The organism is Streptomyces piniterrae, from assembly GCF_005048155.1.
Taxonomy (GTDB): domain Bacteria; phylum Actinomycetota; class Actinomycetes; order Streptomycetales; family Streptomycetaceae; genus Streptomyces; species Streptomyces piniterrae.
On record NZ_SUMB01000002.1, the window covers coordinates 338516 to 357660 of the forward strand.

Annotated in this window: 15 protein-coding genes; 10 read left to right on the top strand and 5 right to left on the bottom strand. The window is 70.4% G+C overall.

The features are described 5' to 3' along the window. Positions 1-72: 72 nt before the first annotated feature. The gene (locus tag FCH28_RS05835) at positions 73-690 is read right to left on the bottom strand and encodes a DUF1990 domain-containing protein (protein ID WP_136738616.1); all 618 of its coding nucleotides are present in this window, start codon (positions 688-690) and stop codon (positions 73-75) included. A 65-nt stretch (positions 691-755) separates the two neighbouring features. Here FCH28_RS05835 and FCH28_RS05840 point away from each other — a divergent pair, with 65 nt between their 5' ends. Together FCH28_RS05840 and FCH28_RS05845 are read left to right on the top strand one after the other, a co-directional pair. Continuing rightward, positions 756-1136 carry a GNAT family N-acetyltransferase gene (locus tag FCH28_RS05840; protein ID WP_136738617.1) on the top strand — a complete coding sequence of 127 codons (381 nt, stop codon included), beginning with the start codon at positions 756-758 and terminating at the stop codon, positions 1134-1136. 110 nt (positions 1137-1246) lie between these two features. After that, positions 1247-2614 (top strand): ABC transporter substrate-binding protein, encoded by a 1368-nt coding sequence (locus FCH28_RS05845; protein WP_169314098.1) that lies wholly within the window; start codon positions 1247-1249, stop codon positions 2612-2614. A gap of 1213 nt (positions 2615-3827) precedes the next feature. On the opposite strand, the gene FCH28_RS05855 is transcribed toward FCH28_RS05845, so the two are convergent. Further along, complete coding sequence (locus FCH28_RS05855) at positions 3828-5261, bottom strand: relaxase/mobilization nuclease domain-containing protein (protein WP_136738619.1); 1434 nt, start codon at positions 5259-5261, stop codon at positions 3828-3830. 372 nt (positions 5262-5633) lie between these two features. Here FCH28_RS05855 and FCH28_RS05860 point away from each other — a divergent pair, with 372 nt between their 5' ends. Together FCH28_RS05860 and FCH28_RS05865 are read left to right on the top strand one after the other, a co-directional pair. After that, the gene (locus FCH28_RS05860) at positions 5634-6260 is read left to right on the top strand and encodes a helix-turn-helix transcriptional regulator (protein ID WP_136738620.1); all 627 of its coding nucleotides are present in this window, start codon (positions 5634-5636) and stop codon (positions 6258-6260) included. A gap of 230 nt (positions 6261-6490) precedes the next feature. Continuing rightward, complete coding sequence (locus tag FCH28_RS05865; protein ID WP_169314060.1) at positions 6491-8266, top strand: choice-of-anchor C family protein; 1776 nt, start codon at positions 6491-6493, stop codon at positions 8264-8266. Positions 8267-8416: 150 nt separating this feature from the next. Here the strand turns inward: FCH28_RS05865 and FCH28_RS05870 are convergent, their stop codons facing one another. Then, entirely contained in the window at positions 8417-9835 is a 1419-nt protein-coding gene (locus FCH28_RS05870; RefSeq protein WP_136738622.1) for an AfsR/SARP family transcriptional regulator, read from the bottom strand. 571 nt (positions 9836-10406) lie between these two features. Here FCH28_RS05870 and FCH28_RS05875 point away from each other — a divergent pair. From FCH28_RS05875 to FCH28_RS05895, 5 genes are all read left to right on the top strand, one after another. After that, entirely contained in the window at positions 10407-10799 is a 393-nt protein-coding gene (locus tag FCH28_RS05875; RefSeq protein ID WP_136738623.1) for a hypothetical protein, read from the top strand. 130 nt (positions 10800-10929) lie between these two features. Further along, entirely contained in the window at positions 10930-12462 is a 1533-nt protein-coding gene (gene putP, locus FCH28_RS05880; protein WP_246102444.1) for a sodium/proline symporter PutP, read from the top strand. A 102-nt stretch (positions 12463-12564) separates the two neighbouring features. Then, positions 12565-13635, top strand: coding sequence for an alpha-L-rhamnosidase-related protein (locus FCH28_RS05885; protein ID WP_136738624.1), 1071 nt, complete (start codon positions 12565-12567; stop codon positions 13633-13635). Positions 13636-13817: 182 nt separating this feature from the next. Further along, on the top strand, positions 13818-14459 hold the full coding sequence (locus tag FCH28_RS05890; protein ID WP_136738625.1) for a choice-of-anchor C family protein: 642 nt from the start codon (positions 13818-13820) through the stop codon (positions 14457-14459). Positions 14460-14586: 127 nt separating this feature from the next. Beyond that, positions 14587-15231 (top strand): choice-of-anchor C family protein, encoded by a 645-nt coding sequence (locus tag FCH28_RS05895; RefSeq protein ID WP_136738626.1) that lies wholly within the window; start codon positions 14587-14589, stop codon positions 15229-15231. Positions 15232-15390: 159 nt separating this feature from the next. Here the strand turns inward: FCH28_RS05895 and FCH28_RS05900 are convergent, their stop codons facing one another. Together FCH28_RS05900 and FCH28_RS05905 are read right to left on the bottom strand one after the other, a co-directional pair. Beyond that, positions 15391-16155 (bottom strand): crotonase/enoyl-CoA hydratase family protein, encoded by a 765-nt coding sequence (locus tag FCH28_RS05900; RefSeq protein ID WP_136738627.1) that lies wholly within the window; start codon positions 16153-16155, stop codon positions 15391-15393. Further along, complete coding sequence (locus tag FCH28_RS05905) at positions 16155-17825, bottom strand: acyl-CoA dehydrogenase family protein (RefSeq protein ID WP_136738628.1); 1671 nt, start codon at positions 17823-17825, stop codon at positions 16155-16157. The genes FCH28_RS05900 and FCH28_RS05905 overlap by 1 nt, the downstream gene beginning before the upstream one ends. 83 nt (positions 17826-17908) lie before the next feature. Between FCH28_RS05905 and FCH28_RS05910 the strand changes: the two genes are divergently transcribed. After that, on the top strand, positions 17909-18658 hold the full coding sequence (locus tag FCH28_RS05910) for a PaaX family transcriptional regulator C-terminal domain-containing protein (protein WP_136738629.1): 750 nt from the start codon (positions 17909-17911) through the stop codon (positions 18656-18658). Positions 18659-19145: the final 487 nt, after the last annotated feature.

The following is a 19145-nucleotide window of genomic DNA, read 5'->3' on the forward strand; positions in this document are numbered from 1 at the left end:
AAAGTGTTTCCGGAGGTCAGCAGGGTGTGAGGGAAGAGCCCTCCCCATCGGGCGAGAGGCTGCCGCGGAGACCTACGAGGATCGCGAGGGCGGTGCCGGCGCGACCCGGTTCGTCAGCCGTCGTAGCGTCCGGCCGCAGTGGCGGGCGTACCAGCGCTGGAAGACGGGCACCAGCGGCCCGCCGAGGCGGGTGGTGAGCCGGGCGGGGCGGCTGAAGGCGGTGACGGTGAACCAGACCGAGTCGTCCGCGCGCCGTTCCACCACGAACGCTTCCTCGCCGCACTCGGGATGACCGTCCAGGGTGCCGTACGCGAAGCCGACACGGTCCTCCTCGGCCACGACCCACACCACCCGGCAGGGTGCGCGCAGCCGTAGCGGGCCGATGCCGAGGGAGACCTCGACGCTCATGCCCGGTGCGGCGCGCCGGCCCCCGGCCCGGATGCCGACGCCCGCCGCGCGGTGCATACGGAAGGTGGTGACCGCCTCGCCGGCCGCCGCCAGCGCCGCGCGGCCGTGCCCGATCAGCACCTCCTGGCGCAGGTGGCTGTAGCCCGGCGGCAGCGGGGTGCGCCGGGTGCCGCCTTCTTCGGGGTAGGTGAGGTCGGGTCGGTCGAGGTCGGATGGGTTGAGGTCCCGTTGGCTGTCGGGGTCCCGTTGGTTGTCGGGGTCGGGGTGGGTGGGCTCGTTCATCACGCCGCCTTCCGTGATCGTCCCGGCGTTCCGCGGCCGACAGTACGCCCGCTAGCGTGGCGATCATGGTGGACTGGGGTCTCCGGCCGGCATCTGTGTCGGACGTCGCGGCAGTGGCAGAGCTGCGTGCCGTGGTGTTGCGGGCGGATCTGGAACGGCTCGGGCGGTACGACGAGGAGCGGGTGCGGCAGCGGCTCCGGGACGGGTTCGAACCGGCGCACACCTGGGTCATCGAGGTGAGCGGCGCTTTGGCCGGCTGTGTGGCGCTGCGTCGGGCCGAGGACGCGCACTGGCTGGAGCACTTCTACCTGGCCCCGCATCTTCAGGGCAGCGGCATCGGTTCGGGCGTGCTGCGCGAGCTGCTGGCGCGGTGCGACCGCAGCGGCGTCCCGGTCCGTTTGAACGATCCCAGCCGGCTCCACAACCGTGTGTTAAGTCCCTGTTGAGTGGAGCGTAAGAGCCATCCGGATCTTTGTGGCCCGAGACGCCTTGTGGGCCGCGGCGTCACCCGTGCCTGAGAGCAGCGTGGATGGAGCACATGCCGGTGCGTACGAACATGCGATTCATGAGCGCGGGGCGCCGTGTCGCCGTCCCGCTCACCGCACTCCTGACCGCCGCCGTCCTGCTGTTTTTGGCCGGCTGGCCCGGAGCGGGTGACGGCGACAGGGGCGGGAAGTCGGTGAACGTGCTCATGGTGAACAACCCTCAGATGCTCGATCTGCAGAAGCTGACGAAGGAGCATTTCACCAAGCGGACCGGCATCAAAGTCAATTACACCGTTCTGCCCGAAAACGATGTACGCGACAAGATAAGGCGGGAGTTCTCCAGCCAGGCCGGCACCTATGACGTGGCATCACTCAGCAACTTCGAGGCGCCCCTTTACGGAAAGTACGGCTGGCTGGCCCCGCTGGACCACACCGTCGCCCGGGCCCCGTCCTTCGACCAGAACGACATCCTCACCCCGATCCAGGTGGGTCTGATCGGGGACGACGGCAATCTCTACGCTGAGCCTTTCTACGGCGAGTCGTCATTCTTGATGTACCGCAAGGACGTCTTCGAGGCCAAAGGGCTGCGCATGCCCGACCATCCGACCTGGAAGCAGGTTGCCGGTCTGGCGGCCGAGGCGGACGGCGCCCGGCCGGGTATGAAGGGCATCTGCCTGCGTGGCCTGCCCGGCTGGGGTCAGGTCATCGCCCCGCTGACCACGGTGGTCAACACCTTCGGCGGCACTTGGTTCACCAAGGACTGGAAAGCGCAGGTCAACGGCCCCGGCTTCACCGAGGCGGCCAAGTTGTATGTCGACCTTGTGCGCGCTCATGGTGAGCCCGGTGCCGCGAAGGCCGGATTCGCCGAATGCCTGGCCAACTTCCAGCAGGGCAGGACCGCCATGTGGTACGACGCCACCTCGGCTGCCGGACCCCTGGAGTCCAGGGACTCGCCCATCGCCGGCAAGGTCGGCTACGCCATGGCCCCGGTCAGCAAGACCAAGAGCTCGGGGTGGCTGTACTCGTGGGCCTGGGGCATCCAGAAGGCGAGCCCGCGCCAGGACGCTGCGGCGCGGTTCATCGCCTGGGCCTCCGGCAAGCAGTACGAGGAACTGGTCGGGGACCAGCTCGGCTGGGCGAGGGTGCCGGCCGGCAAGCGCGCCTCGACCTTTGCCAACCCCGACTACCGCAAGAGCGCCGCCGCCTTCTACACGGCCACCAAGGAGGCCATCAACAGCGCCGCCCCCCACAACCCCGGGCTGCAGGCACGTCCGACCGTTGGCGTCCAGTTCGTGGACATCCCCGAGTTCCCGGACCTGGCGACCAAGGTCTCCCACGAGATCGCCTCAGCCATCGCCGGCCACACATCGGTGACCTCCGCTCTGGACAAGGGGCAGAAACTCGCTTCCGATGTGGCCGCGAGATACCGCAAGGATTGACCGCCCGACCGCCCGACCGCCGGACGGACTACCACGCCGTCGTTCCACCCCCCTTTGTCGCTGGTGATGGGACAAGGGTCGCGAGTGCGGCCCCACCTCGTGGCGGCCGCGCAGGTACCAGGTCTTCCCAGCGGACGACCTGCACCAGCCGCCTCCGGAGCCCCGTCCTCGCTGACCTTCGGCGACGGAGTGGGCGCGGCCGTGGTCGGCCCCGGCGAGGAACCCGGGATCGCCCCGGTGGTGTGGGGCTGTCCGGGTCGGCCGGTCCGGACCGGCCAACCCGTCAGGCAGGTCGGCGCCGTCGGTAGTAGGCCCAGGCCAGGGCCAGTACGATCGGCCCCACAGCATCGCCGGGGTGATGCACACCCGGGCCAGGGCCGTCCACCATCCGTTGCTGAACCCCGCCTCGGGCAAGATGCCCACCCAGGCGAGTGGGTAGAGGTCGAACATCGCCACCAGGGCCAGGCAGCCCAGGACCGCCGGGATCACCGCGGCGAGCGGCGCAACCCGCCGGCCACCGACGAACGGTATCCAGCGCGGCACCACTTCGCCCCACCCGCTCACCAAGCCGGTGGTGAGCAGGGCGAGTGCCTCGGTGAGCACGCTGAGCCCGACGACGCAGAACGGAGTCCACCAGGGAGCTTCCGCCGGGTCCGCCGGGTCGAGCATGCCCATGGGGAAGTCGACGGCGAACGGCAACCGCCACAGGCAGTGCGGCAGCACGACGAACGGGAGGGCCTTGGCGAGCCTGAGGGCCCAGACCGGGACGGGACGCTCGGTGTCGCCGAGTGGCAGCGCGAGACGGGTGATCGGCATGCCCCCTGCCGTCGCCGAACCTCGACGACACCGCGTCGGCCACCCGCACGATCAGGATCCGCCACGAGAGCTACCCCTGGATCGTTCTGGCGGCCGACCGTCGGCGGAACCCGGGCGGCCAGCTCGGAGGTCAGTTATGGGACGGCTCTCGGCCGGCCGAGTACGGGAGCTGAGCCGTAGGTGAAGAAGGGGAGCGGTCAAGCTGTTCGAAGGACTCAGCTGACTGCGCCTGGGCGGTGGTCTTTCGCAGCGGCGCGTACCGAGAGTGGTCGGGCAGCTGGTCGGGCAGCGGTCGGCCAGGGCGGAGACGGAAAGATGTTCCCGCGCCGTGAAGCCGAACCCGCTGAGAGCGCCGTACTCATCACAGAGGCGACACGCCGAACGCCGTTGATAATGGCTACGGGGTCGGCCATTGGGGATCCCGGCATGCACGATCGGGCGGCGCGGCCAGGTCTGCTCCTGGCGCGCCGGTGGTGCTGCGGACCTGGGCGGCCAGTGCCTGTGCGCTGGGGGCGGGGCGGTGGGCGAGGCGGTGGATGCGCCAGATGAGGACGTGTGCCGGAGACCGGACGCCAGCCAAGTCGCAGTGGCGGGCGGCCTGTTGAAGGAGACGGGCCGGCTGGTGGCCCACGGCTTCGGCCTCCGCGAGAACGGCGAACAACGCGCCCCATGCCGGGTCGAACAGGACCTGCTGCGCGTGCTCGGGCACGGCGGCGCGCAGGAGCTGCGCGTAGCGCGTGGGGGTCTCCGTCGTCGGCATACGCAGGGCGAGGGCGGCCAGGGGCTTGGCGGCGGCCAGATCGTAGGCGTCCTGCAGATGCTGCAAGGTCCGGCGGGCGGCGATGACCTGAGCGTCGTGATCGCGGAGCTGATGCCAGCGGATGGCGGCGATGACGGTGAGGACGGCTGAGCCGAGGAACATCGCGAGCGCCGCCGCATGCCCCTTCACCGGCTCGCGGCTCATGGCACGGACGGCGCTCCGCAGTGCGCGGGCGTGGTGGTGGTCGGCGCGGATGCGGGAGCGGGGCCGGGTCACCCGCTCGAAGGCGAGGGCCGCCAGCTGGAGTTGGGGTCCGATGCTCTGGGGAGAGAGGGACGGAAGGGCGGCGAGTGCGGCGCCGAAGGCGGCGAGGTGGGCCTGGGCTGCTGCGTCGTCGTCGCGGTCGAGGAGCGTGGGTATGCGTTCGACGGCGGCGGTGGCCTGGTGCCAGGGGTTGGGTTTGGGCCGGCCCGGGTGCGGGCTGATGAACTGCGGGTCGATGGCCTCGAGATGTTCTCGGAAGGTCGGCTGATGGTCGGCGTGGTGGGCCCTTTTGTGCTCGGCGCCGACGGCCTGGTGCAAGCCGTACTCGCGCTCGATGAGGGCGAGTTCCCGGTCGGCAGCCTGGTGATCGTTCTGGTGCCGGGCGGGCCGGAGGTCTCCTCGTACGGTGGTGGCGAGGATATGGATGTGGTCGTCGGCATGGCGGACGGCGACCCACCGGCAGCCGGCGCCGCCTTCGGGGGCGATACCGGTGGCATGCACGAGGCGGCGGGCGATGGCCGCCCAGTCCTCGTCGGGGAGGCTGCGGTCCTCGGGTGCGGCGTGGACGGAGCAGTGCCACACGTGCCGTACGGGTGCGCGGTCGCCGGCCTGCTCGACCCTCAGGTTCAGCGCCGCGATGAGCCGGTCCTGGGCGCGTGGAAAATCTGCGGAGCGGCCGGGGTCGGGCGCGGAGTTGTGCCATGAGGCGACCAGGTGGGGGTCGGTGTGCTCGTTGGCGAGGCCGGGTCCGTAGAAGTGGGTGATCAGGTCGTGGGTGTTCTTGGCGTGGGTGATGTCGGCGATCAATCCGGCCGCCTTCTTCCTGCTTCTTCCTGAACGCCGTGCGGTGCGCGCAGGCGTCGACGGGGGCGAGTGTGCCCGGAACGTGGCCGCCATTGTTGTGGCGGGTCAGAAGTGCCGTAACGGCCCACGAGGCGGCGGTTCGGGAACTGTTCGTTCCCGATGGGGCGTCGCGGCCCCACCGACGGCTGTACGCCGCGCTTCTCTGGGTCGACGGCGCTGGCCGTGACCAGCGAGATCGGCTGCCGCCCTGGAGTGAGGGCGGTGCGACAACCGCGCGTTAAGTCCGTGTTAAGCGGTCGCCCAGCGCGACGAGGACGCTTGTCCTCCGAGACGCCGCATGACCGGCGGCGTCCCTGTGCCTGACGAGGAGCATGGATGGACCGCATTCCCGTGTGTATCCACGCGGACGATCCGATCTCACAGCTCGGAGTGACCGCGGAGCTCAGGCCGCGGCCGGAGGTGCGGGTGCTCGGAACCGATGAGACGGACGAGGCGAGGGTCGCCGTGGTCGTCACCGGCGCGGTGACCGAGGAAACCCCACAGGTCCTGCGGTCGGTCACCGCCCGGATGAGCGAGGCTCGACTGGTGCTGGTCACCCCGGAGATCGAGGAGTCGGACCTGGTGCCCGTGGTGGAGGCGGGTGTGGTGGGGGTGGTCCGCCGCAGGGATGCCACCGCGGAACGGCTGGTCACGGTGCTCCGATCGGCCGCGGCGGGGGAGGGAGCCGTACCACCGGATCTGTTGGGCCGGCTGCTCGACCAGGTCGGCCGTGTGCAGCGTCAGGTGCTGGCGCCACGCGGCCTCAACTTCAACAACCTCACGGAACGGGAGATCCAGGTGCTACGGCTCGCCGCGGAAGGGCTCGACACCGCTGAGATCGCGGCTGCGGTCGCCTACTCCGCACGGACGGTGAAGCAGGTCCTCCACGACTTCCAGATGCGCTTTCAACTCCGGAACCGCTGCCATGCCGTGGCATATGCCACGCGGAACGGCCTGATCTGAAGGACGCCCGGACGACGCTGGTTCCCGGGCAACGACGACGACCGCTGGTTCCCGGGCAACGACACGACTTCCCCATGGTGCCGGGACGTCTCCCCATGGGGCGGCTTTCGCGGAACACGGCGTCAGCCATGAACCACGCGACTAGGGTCTCTCGGACAACGCTGGGCTGCTGGGACCCGCGCGCCGAGCAGCCGGAAGGCGTGTCCGGCTGGGTGCAGAGGTTGGGTGGGATGGCGGGGAAGTCGAGCCAGGGGCGAGAGCCCGGGGAGTTCACGGAGACAGGGCCCGGCGCACAGGGCGAACAGTGCGACGCGGAACTCATAGTGCGCGCCCGGGCCGGGGACGACACCGCCTTCGGTGTCCTCTACACACGCCATGTGGAATCGGCTCATCGGCTGGCCCGCCTCTACACGTCCACTCCGGCCGATGCGGAAGACATCGCGTCCGAGGGTTTCACCCAAGTGCTCAGCGCGGTTCGCGCCGGTGGCGGCCCACGGGAGGCGTTTCGGCCCTACGTACTGACCACGGTGCGTCGGATCGCGGCCAGGAGAGCCGCGGGGGCGAAGCGGGATATGCCCACGCCGGAGCTGGAGAGCTACGCGCCCCTGATCCCCTTCGAGGACCCCGTCCTGGCCGATCTGGAAGCGTCGCTGGTCGCGCGCGCTTTCGTGGCGCTGCCCGAGCGCTGGCAGGCCGTCCTGTGGCACACCGCGGTGGAGGGGCAGAGCCCGGCTCAGGTGGCGGAACACCTCGGGTTATCGGCCAACGCAGTCGCCGCGCTGGCCGTCCGCGCCCGCGAGGGACTGCGCAAGGAGTATCTGCAGGCGCATCTGTCCGCGGAGAAGATGGAGCGGGAGTGCCGCAGTTGCGCCTCGAAGCTGGCCGCCTACGTACGCGGGTCGCTCAGCGCGCGGGCTCGACGCCGCGTCGAGGAGCACCTCACCGAGTGCGACCGCTGCGCTTTGCTGCTGCCGGAGCTTCGTGAGATCTCCGGCCGGTTGCGCGGCATCCTGGCCCCGCTGATCCTGGGCCCGGTCTTCGCCGGGTACTTCACCACACTGGCCGACGGATCACCGGGCGAGACGGCGGACGGTGACGAGGAGCCGGACGACGACACCGGACTTGGCGAGGCGATGGCAGGCGGCGGCGCTTCATCGGGAGCCGCGGGCGCCGTTACCGCGCTGGCAGCCATCGTCGTCGCTCTCGCGGTGGCCGGCACGCATCTCCTGCCCGAGGGCTCCGCCTCGCATCCCCGCACGGCAGGCACAGCCCCCGCCACCGGTCCCGGTCCCGGTCCCGACCCATGGCGCACGACCGCGCCCGCATCACCGGAGCCCGACCCGTCCCACCCGAAGCCGCCCGCACCGGCGGAATCCCGGCCGGGCCACCGCGGGGTCGAGCCAGGTACGAAGCCGGCCCCGAGCACCTCCCAGGACCACACCGACGCCCCGTCCGACTCCCTGTCCAGCACCCCGTCGAACGACCCCGGCCCCGCCCCCGACCCCCCGCTGAGCGACGGCGCCTTCGAGTCGCCCTCGGTCGGCGATTCCCCTCATATCCCTTACAGCAACGGCCAGTTCATCGGCGGATGGCGGGTCGAGAACTCCGTGAACCTGACCGGATCAAAGGCGTGGCAGCCGGAGAACGGCACGCAGTCACTCGATCTGAACGGCGATCCGCCCGGCGCCGCAAACGGAGCGATCAGCCAAAGCCTGGCCACCGAGCCGGGTCAGCGATACAAGGTGAGCTTCTACCTGGCCGGCAATCTCACCTGCGGGCCCGCCGTGAAATCCCTGACCGTCCAGGTCGCCGCCGTCTCGAAGAACTTCTCCTTCGACACCACCGGGCATTCGGCCTCCGCGATGGGGTGGCGGCAGACGACCGTGGGCTTCACCGCGGCCGGTGACAGGACCACGCTGCGCCTGGCCAGTACCACCGACCCGAACAGCGCCTGCGGGCCGGCCATCGACAACATCAAGGTCACTGCCCATAAGAAAGCACACTGAGCCGGCCGAGCCGTCCTGCGGGACAGGAAGGCCCCGTGACCGGTGAAGATGCGACACATCCAGCACCCGCACGGGGCCTTGCCGCGATCAGGACCAACGAGATTCCGATCAGGCCCACGACACTCCACAACACCGATACAACGCCGATGCTCAGGACACCCGGTGCGGTCGGCCGGCGTACTGCCGCTGCATCGGGGTTCCCCTCCGGGAGGTGGGGGACGAGGTGGCGGTGACGCCGACAGCCGGTTCGTCGGTATCGAGGCCGAGTGAGGCGAGCGTGGCGGCATACCGCCGTCGGGCCTGCTCGGCGGCGGCGGGTGCGCCGATGCGGTGGTAGGTCCTGAGCAGCAGGTGCCACCCCGTGTCGTGAAAACGGTCGATGGCGAGACATTTCTCGGCCGCTGCCACGGCTTCCTGCAGATTGCCGGCCTGGAGCTCGACGGCGGCGAGTTCCGCAGCGGCGTCGGCCGCCTGGCGCCGGTAGATCTCGCGGTCCTGCTGTAGCCACTCGGCGGGGCCGTCCTCGGGGAGCAGCTCACCGTGGTACTGGGCGAGGGCGTCCCGCAGGCCCTGAACCGCCGCGGCGGTGTCCCCGCTTGCCTTGGCCTGCCTGCCGCGGGTCAGCGCGGTCTGGAACGCGAGGGTGTCGAGGTAGGCGTCGGACGGCAGGTTGAGCAGGTAGGCGTCACCGACGCGGACCACCAGTCGTGGTTTGCCCCGATCCCTGTCGGGTTCCAGGACACCGCGCAGGCTGGAGACGGCCACTTGCAGATTGGCCGTGGCCGACTTGGGGTGCACGTCCGGCCAGAGCGCCTCGATGAGGGCCTCCCGGTGCATGGGCCGGCCCGCACGCATGGTGAGCAACCTCATCGCGGCGCGGGCGCGGGGGCGGACCTTCGTCCAGTCGATCACCAGGTCACCGACGGTCATCCGGAATCCGCCGAAGCACCTGATCGCTACCCGGGGATTCCGCTCGCCCGGGTACGCGGACACCGCCGGTGGATGCCATCGGCCGGACGGTCCGTCCGGGCCGCTCTGTACGGCGGCCGGTGATGCGCCGGCGGAGCCCGGCGCGGGAGTGCACCGCGGCTCCTCGTCGGCATCGAGCAGCGCGAGGAGTTCCCGGGCCCAGGACCGGATCAGGTGGGCATCCGTCGCGCGGCGGCATCCGGCCGCCGCGGTCAGATGTTGCCCGCAGCCTTCGCAGGAGGGGTCGGTCGGGGAAGCCCCGGAGCCGGCGGGCGCCGGTCCCGTGTGGTCGTCACGACAGCCGCACCCGGCGGTGGCCGAGACGGCGTCCGGCCTCTGGGCCGCGATGCGCCAGGCGCTGCGGACCGCTTGGCTGGACCGGGGCATGCCGGTCGAGTCCAGGCGACCGGCCACCTGCTTGAGCGTTCTCGTGCCCTCGTCGCCGCCGTCGGCATCCTGAATCAGGCGCAGGGCGACCCGCAGCAGTTGCAGTCCGACATCAGCCCCCGACAGGTCGGTCGGCTGTGTGCCGGTGGTGCAGTGGCCGCCCGCGTCATGGACGAGTCGGCTCCTGGGCAAGGGCGCGTCACGCTTCCGCACGTCGGCATCCTTCTCCCTCCCTGGCTGCGCATCACAGTTTGTGTCCACACCTACACAGAGACGTCCGGTGCCGCGCTATGACGGGAAAACACCGAGAAATTTCTGACCCGACGCGCCCGGCCGTGGCCGCCCTTTCGTGCGACTCGGCCACCCCGAAGACCGCCCCGAATGCGGCTGCGGAAGGCGACCCGGACGCCAACCATGTGACGGGCGGTCGATGGGCGGTGACCGCGCAGGAGAAGCGGACCGTGCGACAACGACGCCGGACGAGGGACACCCCCCGTGCCCTGTGACGTCGGCGGTCGCCGTACGCCTTCTCCTCGCGGCGCCGTCGCGCCGCCCTGGCCCGCTCGACGCGGCCGGTCACCTGATGTGTGGGCGGGAGGAGACCGGCCGGTCGGGCGGCGCCGGGCATCTGGTGGGAGATCTCGTGACCGTCCCCGCGCGGTGCGGAACCGGACGCGAACACGTCGGTTGTCCCGCCGCTGCCGCACCCCATCGGCTGTGCGAGAACGACGAGCCGGTCCGGACATCGGTCCTGCGCGACGGACACTGTGAGGAGCCGCTACCCATGCACACCAAGGCATACAGACCACCTGCGCTGCCCACCATCGGGGGCTGCGAGTTACGGGCCGCGGGCGTCGACTGGGACGCGGTCCGCGTGCCCCGCCGCATCGGCATACACGCCCTGGCGTTCCTGGGGAACCGCAGCGGTGCCGTGATCGAGGACCCGTGCGAGCCCGTTGTCTACTGGTTCGTCCGCGAGGGTTCGACAACCGGGTGGGACGTACCGGAAACCCGGCCGCTCGGCGTGACGCAGCACCTCGTGGTTCCGCCTCCGCATCGCGTCGAAGGGCCGGGGCCGCACTGGCGGATCCGGCCCGCCGACGGCCGGCTGATCACCGACGTCCGGGCACTGCGAACGGCTGTCGAGGCCGCGGTCGCACAGTTCGCCGGCCTCTGAGACGAGGCGGCGTGAGTGCCGCCCCGGACGCCGTCCTTTCCCGAAGGACGGAACGGCCCGCCCCTCACCGGCGGGCCACCGCGGCCGAAACCGGTCGTGGCCAACCGTGTGTGCGCCGAGGGAGAAACAGGTGGAGCTGCGGACCGCCGGACCGGCAATGATCGTATTCGGGATCTTCATCATCGTGGTGATCATCGTGGGGATCTGGGCCTACTGGGAGACCCCTACCTTCCCCGACTTCGCTCTCGGCGGCCGACGAATCAACGCCCTGGTCACCGCCCTGTCGGCCGAGGCCAGCGATATGTCGGGCTGGCTTTTCCTCAGCCTTCCGGGCGCCGTGTACGCGGCGGGAATCGGGGCCGCATGGATAGCCGTCGGCCTCATCATCGGTACGTATCTCAACTGGCGATGCGTCGCCCCGCGTCTGCGTACCTACACCGAAAAGGCCGACAACTCCCTGACCCTGTCCGCATATCTCGAAGAACGATTCGAGGACCGCAGCGGGAATCTTCGCACGGTCTCGGCGACCGTCACCGTCGTGTTCTTCACTCTCTACGTGGCGAGCGGATTCGTCGCGGGTGGCCTGCTGTTCCAGCAGATCTTCGGCGTCGACTTCGCATTCGGCCTCACCGTTGTCGCCGGAGTGATGGTCGTGTACTCCGTACTCGGCGGCTTCCGCGCCGTGAGCACGACTCATGTGGTGCAGGGCGCGCTGATGGTCTTCGCGGCCTGCGCTCTTCCCGTCATCGTCTTCGGGCACCTCGGGGACCTCTGCTCAGTGCACCGTGCGATCGCGGAAAAGAGCCCGGCACTGCTCGACATGAGTGCGAAGGCCTCCTTCGCCGACGGCCGTTGGGGGGCGGGCGAGCCGCTGGGTGTCATCGCGGTCGGCTCCCTGCTCGCATGGGGGCTCGGCTATTTCGGACAGCCGCACATCCTGGCCCGCTTCATGGCCATCCGCAGCACGAAGGACATCCCACTGGCCCGGCGTATCGGGGTGAGCTGGGTCGTCGCCTCGCTGACCGGCGCGAGCCTCGTGGGACTCCTCGGCATCGCCTCGCTCCACCAACCGGTCCGCGACCAGGAGATGGTCTTCATCGAACTGGTCAAGCAGTCGGTCAACCCATGGTTCGGCGGAGTGCTGTTCGTTGCGGTGCTGGCTGCGATCAAATCGACCGCGGACAGCCAGTTGCTGGTCGCGGCGACCTCCCTCACCGAGGACTTCTTCCGCGCGTTCCACAACCGGCGTGCCTCGGACGCGACATTGGTGACGGTGACGCATGCGGCGCTGCTCGGAGTCGCGGTGGTCGCCTACGGGATCGCCCTCAGCGGGGGCGCCGTGCTGAACATCGTCGCCCATGCCTGGGCGGGCTTCGGTGCGGCCTTCGGCCCGGTGCTCCTGCTGTCGCTCTACTGGCCGCGCATGACCAGGGCGGGCGCGTTGGCCGGCATCGTCACGGGTGCGCTCACGGTCGTCCTGTGGAAGCACATCGACCCGCTCCTCGGGCCGTTCCGGACCGGCGTCTACGAGATGGTGCCCGGCGTACTCGCGGCCACCGCCGCCGCCCTGCTCTTCGGATCCTTCGCCGGCCGCCCGCCACGGCGCTCATGGGCCGGGACGATGCAGGAAGCGGGCTCCGCCACGATGACCGGACCGCGCTGAATTCCTCGCGAGCCCGCACAGTCCACAGCCGCACTTCTCACCACAGGCAACCCCTACGGGGCAGCAACCGAACACGGGCACGGCAGACTGGAGTGACGCCAGGTGATCGTTCCCTTCACCCTCTGGCAGCGGTACGGCGACGTGAAGCTGGTGCGGGACCACTACGCCGCGATGGCCGCGTGGATCGACCGTCTGGAGTCGCACGGCAGCGGTCTGATCCAGCCGGCCGGCGGATACGGCGATTGGTTGGACATCGACGACGGCACACCGCTCGACCTCGTCGGCACCGCCTACTTCGCCGAGTCCACCGCGATGATGGCTCAGATGTCCCGCGCCCTGGGCAGGAGCTACGACGCCATGCGGTACCTGGCGCTGTGGTCGGACATCCGCGATGCCTTCCATACGAGGTTCGTCGGAGCGGACGGACAGGTCGGCAACGGCAGTCAGACGTCGTACGTGCTCGCTCTCGGCTTCCGTCTGGTTCCCGACGGGCTCGTCAAGGCCGCGGCCGACAAGCTGGTCGCCGTCATCAAGGCGCACGGCGGGCAGTTGACGACCGGCTTCCTCGGTACCGGGGGGCTGCTGCCGGTACCGACCGCCACCGGGTACTCCGACGTCGCGTACCAGCTGCTGGAACAGAAGACCGTTCCTCCATGGGGCTGCCAGATCGGCAACGGCGCGGCGACGGTCTGGATGCGCTGCGACGTCATCCCAACCGCCGGAATTCCGCACGCCCCGGTACCGAACTCGCTCAACCATTTCGGGCTCGGCGCGGTGGGCGACTGGATTCACCGCACGGTAGGCGGTATCGATCCCGACCCCGAACATCCCGGATACAAACACTTCTTCCTCCGCCCCGTCCCCGGCGTGGGGACGTCCGGCTCCGGCCCCGGGTGGGCAGACGAGAGATACCTCTCGCCGTATGGACAGGTCCGCAGCTGCTGGGAGCGGTCGGAGGGCGCATTCGCCCTGCGCGCGACCGTGCCGGGGAACTCCACGGCGACCGTGTTCGTGCCGGCGTCCTCCCGTAACGCGGTCAGCGCACCGCCGGGCGCGTGTTTCGTCCGCACAAGCGGTGGCGCGGTCGTCTACGAGGTCGGCTCCGGCACGTACACGTTTACCGCCCGCTGGTCCGGGGATTCCGCGGCGAAGGTTCAGGGACGCGCCCGGTAAACCGAATTCTGTTGCACGCATGGCGCCGCCCCATCGGGCGCCGGAGAGTTCCCCAACCGCCGCCCACTCGGCCTTACCGGCACCAGTGGCACGTCACCACAATTGTGTTGCCAAAGCCGCTCCGGCGAATCAACCCGAAGAGTCGACCAAATGAAGAGTCGACCAATCGAAGAAGAGGACTCATGAAACGTCGTAGCTTAACCGCGTCAGCATTAGCGGTCTCCTCGGCCATTGCTGCCACCGGAGCATTCGTCGGAATCCAGTTCGCCTCGGCGCCGGTGGCCTCTGCGGCCGGCAGCGCCGTCAGCCGCTTCGACGACGGCAGCTTCGAGACTCCCAAGGTCGCACCGAACACGTTCCAGACCTTTACCGCAGGGGAGTTCGTCGGCCCGTGGAAGGTCACCAGCGGATCGGTGGACGTCAAGGACGCCGGATACTGGCAGGCAGCCGAGGGAGACCAGTCCCTGGACCTCAACGGCACCGAAACGGGCGCTGTGTCCCAGACCTTCGCCACGAACCGCGGGTCCACGTACACCGTTACCTACTCGCTCGCCGGTAATTCCGACGGCCAGGCCCCGACCCCGAAGACCGGCAAGGTCCTCATCGACGGCCAGAACGTCCAGGACTTCTCCTTCGACGCCACCGGCAAAACGCACCAGAACATGGGCTACGTGACACGGGAGGTGGGCTTTGTGGCCACCGGCTCGTCCACCACCCTGACGTTCGCCAGTACCACCCCCCACAGCGCCGGCGGGCCGGTGATCGACGACGTCCAGGTCGAACGCTGCAAGTCCGTCTGCTGCCCGTCCGATTGCGGCGACTGACAACGAACCCGGGCACCCCACAGCCCTGACGCAGCGATCCGCTGCGCGAGCAATCAGCCGTCAGGCCGATTAATCCCAGGCCGATTACTTCGCACATCACTTCAAGGTGATAACCCGAGAGGATCTCATGCTGGTCTCACGCACTTCCCTCACCGCCCTCACCACGGCGGCCATCCTGCTCGCCGGTGCCGGCACCGCGCTTGCCTCCCCGGCAGACGGCAGCGGCCGGACGAGCCACCCGGCTGCGTCATCCACCGCCGCCGTGAGCCGCTTCGACGACGGCAGCTTCGAAACCCCCAAGGTGAACACGAACACCTTCGACGAATTCGCGGCAGGGCAGTCCTTCGGCCCCTGGAAAGTCGCCAGTGGAACCGTTGATCTGATAGGCGCCGGATACTGGCAGGCAGCCGAGGGCGATCAGTCCCTGGACCTCAACGGCATGGACGCGGGGGCCGCGTCCCAGACCTTCAGCACGAAGCCAGGGGCCAGGTACACGGTGACGTACTCGCTCGCCGGAAACCCCGAACTCGACCAGGTCCCGCCCGTGAAGACGGGCAAGGTCCTCATCGACGGCCAGAACGTCCAGGACTTCTCCTTCGACGTCACCGGCAAGACCAAGACGAACATGGGCTACGTGAGACGGCAGGTGACCTTCGTGGCCACCGGCCCGGCCACGACCCTGACGTTCGCCAGCACCACTCTCCACAGCGCGACCGGACCGGTCGTCGACGACGTCACGGTCGAACGCTGCAAGCCCGACTGCTGCGACTGACCCTCACCGATGGTGACAGTGGCCCCGGCGAAATCGGGGCCACTGTCTCGTGGACGGGTGGCCTCGACGAGCTGGCCCAGGCCGTTCGTCCGGACGAACCCCGCCGGTGAAATCCTCGACGAAGCCGGCCCCCTACCGCCACCGAATCTCTGACTCAGGTCACCGGCGATCCGCCTCCCCATGCTGCCCCGCCCCCGCCGCGAATCGCGCCGCGCCCGCCATCGCGTCCGGCAACACCGCCTGCCCGTAACGGAGTTCCGTAGCCATCGCGGACTGTTCGTCCCTGCCCTCCTGGTCGAGCAGGGACGCGCGGTCGCTGCGCAGACACGCCTGTGGGAGGCGGGCGAGCTCCGCCGCCAGCCGTTCCGCCGCCGTGCGTGCCGTCCCGGCCGGTACCACGCGGTGGGCCAGTCCGATGTCCAGCGCCTCCGCGGCCGCCACCGGACGGCCCGTCAGCACCAGGTCCATCGCGCGGCTCGCCCCGATCAGCCGGGGCAGCCGCACCGTGCCGCCGTCGATCAGCGGCACTCCCCAGCGCCGGCAGAACACCCCGAAGACCGCGGTCTCCTCCGCCACCCGCAGATCGCACCAGAGCGCCAGCTCCAACCCGCCGGCCACCGCATGCCCGGCGACCGCGGCGATCACCGGCTTGCTCAGCCGCATCCGGGTCGGCCCCATCGGCCCGTCGCCGTCCGGCGCGACGCGGTTGCCGTGCTCGGTGCCGACCGCCTTCAGATCGGCACCGGCGCAGAACGTCCCGCCCTCGCCCCACAACACCGCGACGCTCGCCTCGTTGTCCGCCTCGAACTCCCGGAAGGCATCCGCCAGTTGGGCCGCGGTGGCGCCGTCCACGGCATTACGGGCCGCCGGCCGGGACAGCACCACCGTCGTCACCGGGCCGGCACGCTCCACCCGTACGGCCATCAGGCCCCGCCCCGCGCCACGTCCGCACCGGATGCCCTCGGCCGGGCGCGCTCCAGGACCGGTGTCAGATCGGCGCCCGAGGGCAGTGTGCCGAAGGCGTGGCCCCACTGCCCGTCCAGCCGCGAGGCGCAGAACGCGTCGGCGACCGCCGGATGGCTGTACCGCACCAGCAGCGACCCCTGGAGCACCAGCGCCAGCCGCTCCGCCAGCGACCGCGCCATCAGCTGCGCCCGCTCCGGATCGGCCAGCGAGCCGAGCATCTTCCGTACCCCGGCCACCGCCGCGTCCAATCGCCGGTCGGCGCCCGCCGCGGTCTCCACCTCGGCGAAGAACGCGTCCAGCGCGGCCGGCTCCCTGCCCAGCGCCCGCAGGACGTCGAGCGCCGCGACATTCCCCGAGCCCTCCCAGATCGACAGCAGCGGCGCCTCCCGATAGAGCCGGGGCATGCCCGACTCCTCGACATAGCCGTTGCCGCCCAGGCACTCCAGGGCCTCCGCCGCATGGGTACTGCCGCGCTTGCACACCCAGTACTTGCCGGCCGCCAGCGCCAGCCGGCGCAGTGCCGCCTCCGCGGCGTCCCCGGCCTGCGACCGGTCCACCGCCGCCGCCAGCCGCATCCCCAGCAGCGTCGCCGCCTCGGACTCGATCGCGAGATCGGCGAGGACCGAGCGCATCAGGGGCTGCCGGTCCAGCTCCCGCCCGAACGCCTTCCGGTGCTCGGTGTGGTGCAGCGCCTGGCGCAGCCCGGCCCGCATGCCGGCCGCCGAGCCGAGCACACAGTCCAGCCGGGTCATGTTGACCATCTCGACGATGGTCCGCACCCCGCGGCCCGGCTCGCCGACCGGCCACGCCACCGCCTCGTCGTACTCGATCTCGGAGGACGCGTTCGAGCGGTTGCCCAGCTTGTCCTTGAGACGCATCAGATGCATGCCGTTGCGGCTGCCGTCCGGCAGTACGCGCGGCACCAGGAAACAGCTCAGCCCCTCCTCGGTCTGCGCCAGCGCCAGGAACACATCGCTCATCGGTGCCGAGGTGAACCACTTGTGGCCGGTGATCCGGTACGTCCCGTCGCCGGCCGGCACCGCGCGGGTGGTGTTGGCCCGTACGTCGCTGCCGCCCTGCTTCTCAGTCATCGACATGCCCGCGATCAGGCCCGCCTTGGTCAGCGGCGGCCGCAGCCCGTAGTCGTACGTACGGGCGGCCAGCAGCGGCTCGTATCGCATGGCGAGGTCCGGTGCGGCCCGCAGAGCCGGGACCGCGGCATAGGTCATCGAAATCGGGCAGCCGTGCCCCGGCTCGGCCTGTGACCAGACATAGAATTTCGCGGCCCGCACCAAATGCGCGCCGGGACGGTCATCGGTCCAGGGCGCGGCATGCAGTCCGTGTTCCACTGCGACGGTCATCAGCCGGTGCCAGGCCGGATGGAATTCGACCTCGTCGACACGGTGTCCGTACCGGTCGTGAGTGTGCAGGCGGGGCGGCTGTTCCTCGGCCCAGCGGGCCTGTTCCTGGACCTCCGCGGAACCGGCCAGCGCACCCAGCTCGGATACCTCGCGCTCGCCCCATTCGGCGCCTTCCCGGCGCAGCGCCTCCAGCAGGGCCGGTTCGTCCGCCGTGCTGAATCCGGTCAGTGGCGGGGCCTGATTCACGACTTCATGGGTGACGGTCATAACATCGACATTACAGATATACGTTAACTGAGGGAAGACTGTAATGGCCGGGCCGATCACCTTGGCTAGAATTTCGGGCACATATGAACGACGACTCCCTCGCGCTGCGGCCGCTGACGGCCCGGTCCATCGTGCTGAGCACCCTTCTCGGGCACCATCCACCGCAGTTGCCGGCCCGCGCCCTGGTGCGCGTCGGCGAACTTTTCGACATTGCCGAAGGCACCATCCGCGTCGCGCTCTCCCGGATGGTGGCCGCGGGCGATCTCCAGCAGCGCGAGGGGGCGTACGGGCTTACCGACCGGCTGCTGGAACGCCAGGCACGGCAGGACGAGAGCCGGACACCCAGAACCCGCCCCTGGAACGGCGACTGGGAAATCGCCGTCGTCACCGCCGAGCGCCGCCCGGCAGCCGAGCGCACCGCCCTGCGCCAGGCCATGGCCGCCCTGCGCCTGGCCGAACTGCGCGAGGGCAGCTGGCTGCGCCCCGCCAACCTCGACCGGCCACGCCCCGCCGTCGTGACGGGGCAATGCACCCTGCTCACCGGCACCCCGGACGGCGATCCGGCCGCGCTCGCCGGGCGCCTGTGGGACCTGGACGGCTGGTCGGCGCGGGCCCGCGCGCTGCTGACCGCGCTGGACGGGGCGGCGACGCCCGCCGACCGCTTCACGGTCTCCGCGGCCGTGCTCCGCCACCTGCTCGCGGACCCGCTGCTCCCGCGCCCCCTGCTGCCGCCGAGCTGGCCGGGCACCGAACTCCGGCTCCGCTACGACGCATTCGAGGACGAACTGCGCAATCTGCTGCGGCAGTACGTGGCGCCCACCGGCGCGGGCTGAGCGCCGCCGGCCGCACCGAGAGATCACCGGCGGCGGTGACCGGGGCGGCCGGTCGGGCGGGCGTCCAGGAGGGCGCACTGCGGCGCGGTGACTCCTGCGGACACGGCGGGCGGCGGAGCGGCCGGCGCGGCGGACGGCCTCGCGGATGCCGAAACCCGTGCGCCCGCATCGTCCGACGCGCCCGCTCCGCTTACCGCATCCGATGCGACCGCCGCCCCGCACCGCGCGCACCGACGCCCCCGGCGAATGCCTCTCCGCCCCCACGGACCCCAATCGTCCCGGCGGCTCCCAACGGCATCGCTGTCAACGGCCAGGGCCCGCCGCGCCCGCATGTCACGGACTTCCACCCGCTCACCGTCCCGGCCGCCCCAGACGCCACGATGCTCGCCTCCCGCCCCCATGGCGCCGGGAAATCGATCCGGTTGCGCGCCCCGCTCGGTCTGCGCCCCGCGGGCGCACGCCGCACCGGCCCCCGGTTGGCACGAGT

Bases quoted from the DNA above. Each gene is read 5' to 3' on its own strand.
- FCH28_RS05835 (WP_136738616.1), bottom strand. From the start codon at position 690: ATGAACGAGCCCACCCACCCCGACCCCGACAACCAACGGGACCCCGAC.
- FCH28_RS05840 (WP_136738617.1), top strand. From the start codon at position 756: ATGGTGGACTGGGGTCTCCGGCCGGCATCTGTGTCGGACGTCGCGGCA.
- FCH28_RS05845 (WP_169314098.1), top strand. From the start codon at position 1,247: ATGCGATTCATGAGCGCGGGGCGCCGTGTCGCCGTCCCGCTCACCGCA.
- FCH28_RS05860 (WP_136738620.1), top strand. From the start codon at position 5,634: ATGGACCGCATTCCCGTGTGTATCCACGCGGACGATCCGATCTCACAG.
- FCH28_RS05865 (WP_169314060.1), top strand. From the start codon at position 6,491: ATGGCGGGGAAGTCGAGCCAGGGGCGAGAGCCCGGGGAGTTCACGGAG.
- FCH28_RS05875 (WP_136738623.1), top strand. From the start codon at position 10,407: ATGCACACCAAGGCATACAGACCACCTGCGCTGCCCACCATCGGGGGC.
- FCH28_RS05890 (WP_136738625.1), top strand. From the start codon at position 13,818: ATGAAACGTCGTAGCTTAACCGCGTCAGCATTAGCGGTCTCCTCGGCC.
- FCH28_RS05895 (WP_136738626.1), top strand. From the start codon at position 14,587: ATGCTGGTCTCACGCACTTCCCTCACCGCCCTCACCACGGCGGCCATC.
- FCH28_RS05900 (WP_136738627.1), bottom strand. From the start codon at position 16,155: ATGGCCGTACGGGTGGAGCGTGCCGGCCCGGTGACGACGGTGGTGCTG.
- FCH28_RS05905 (WP_136738628.1), bottom strand. From the start codon at position 17,825: ATGACCGTCACCCATGAAGTCGTGAATCAGGCCCCGCCACTGACCGGA.
- FCH28_RS05910 (WP_136738629.1), top strand. From the start codon at position 17,909: ATGAACGACGACTCCCTCGCGCTGCGGCCGCTGACGGCCCGGTCCATC.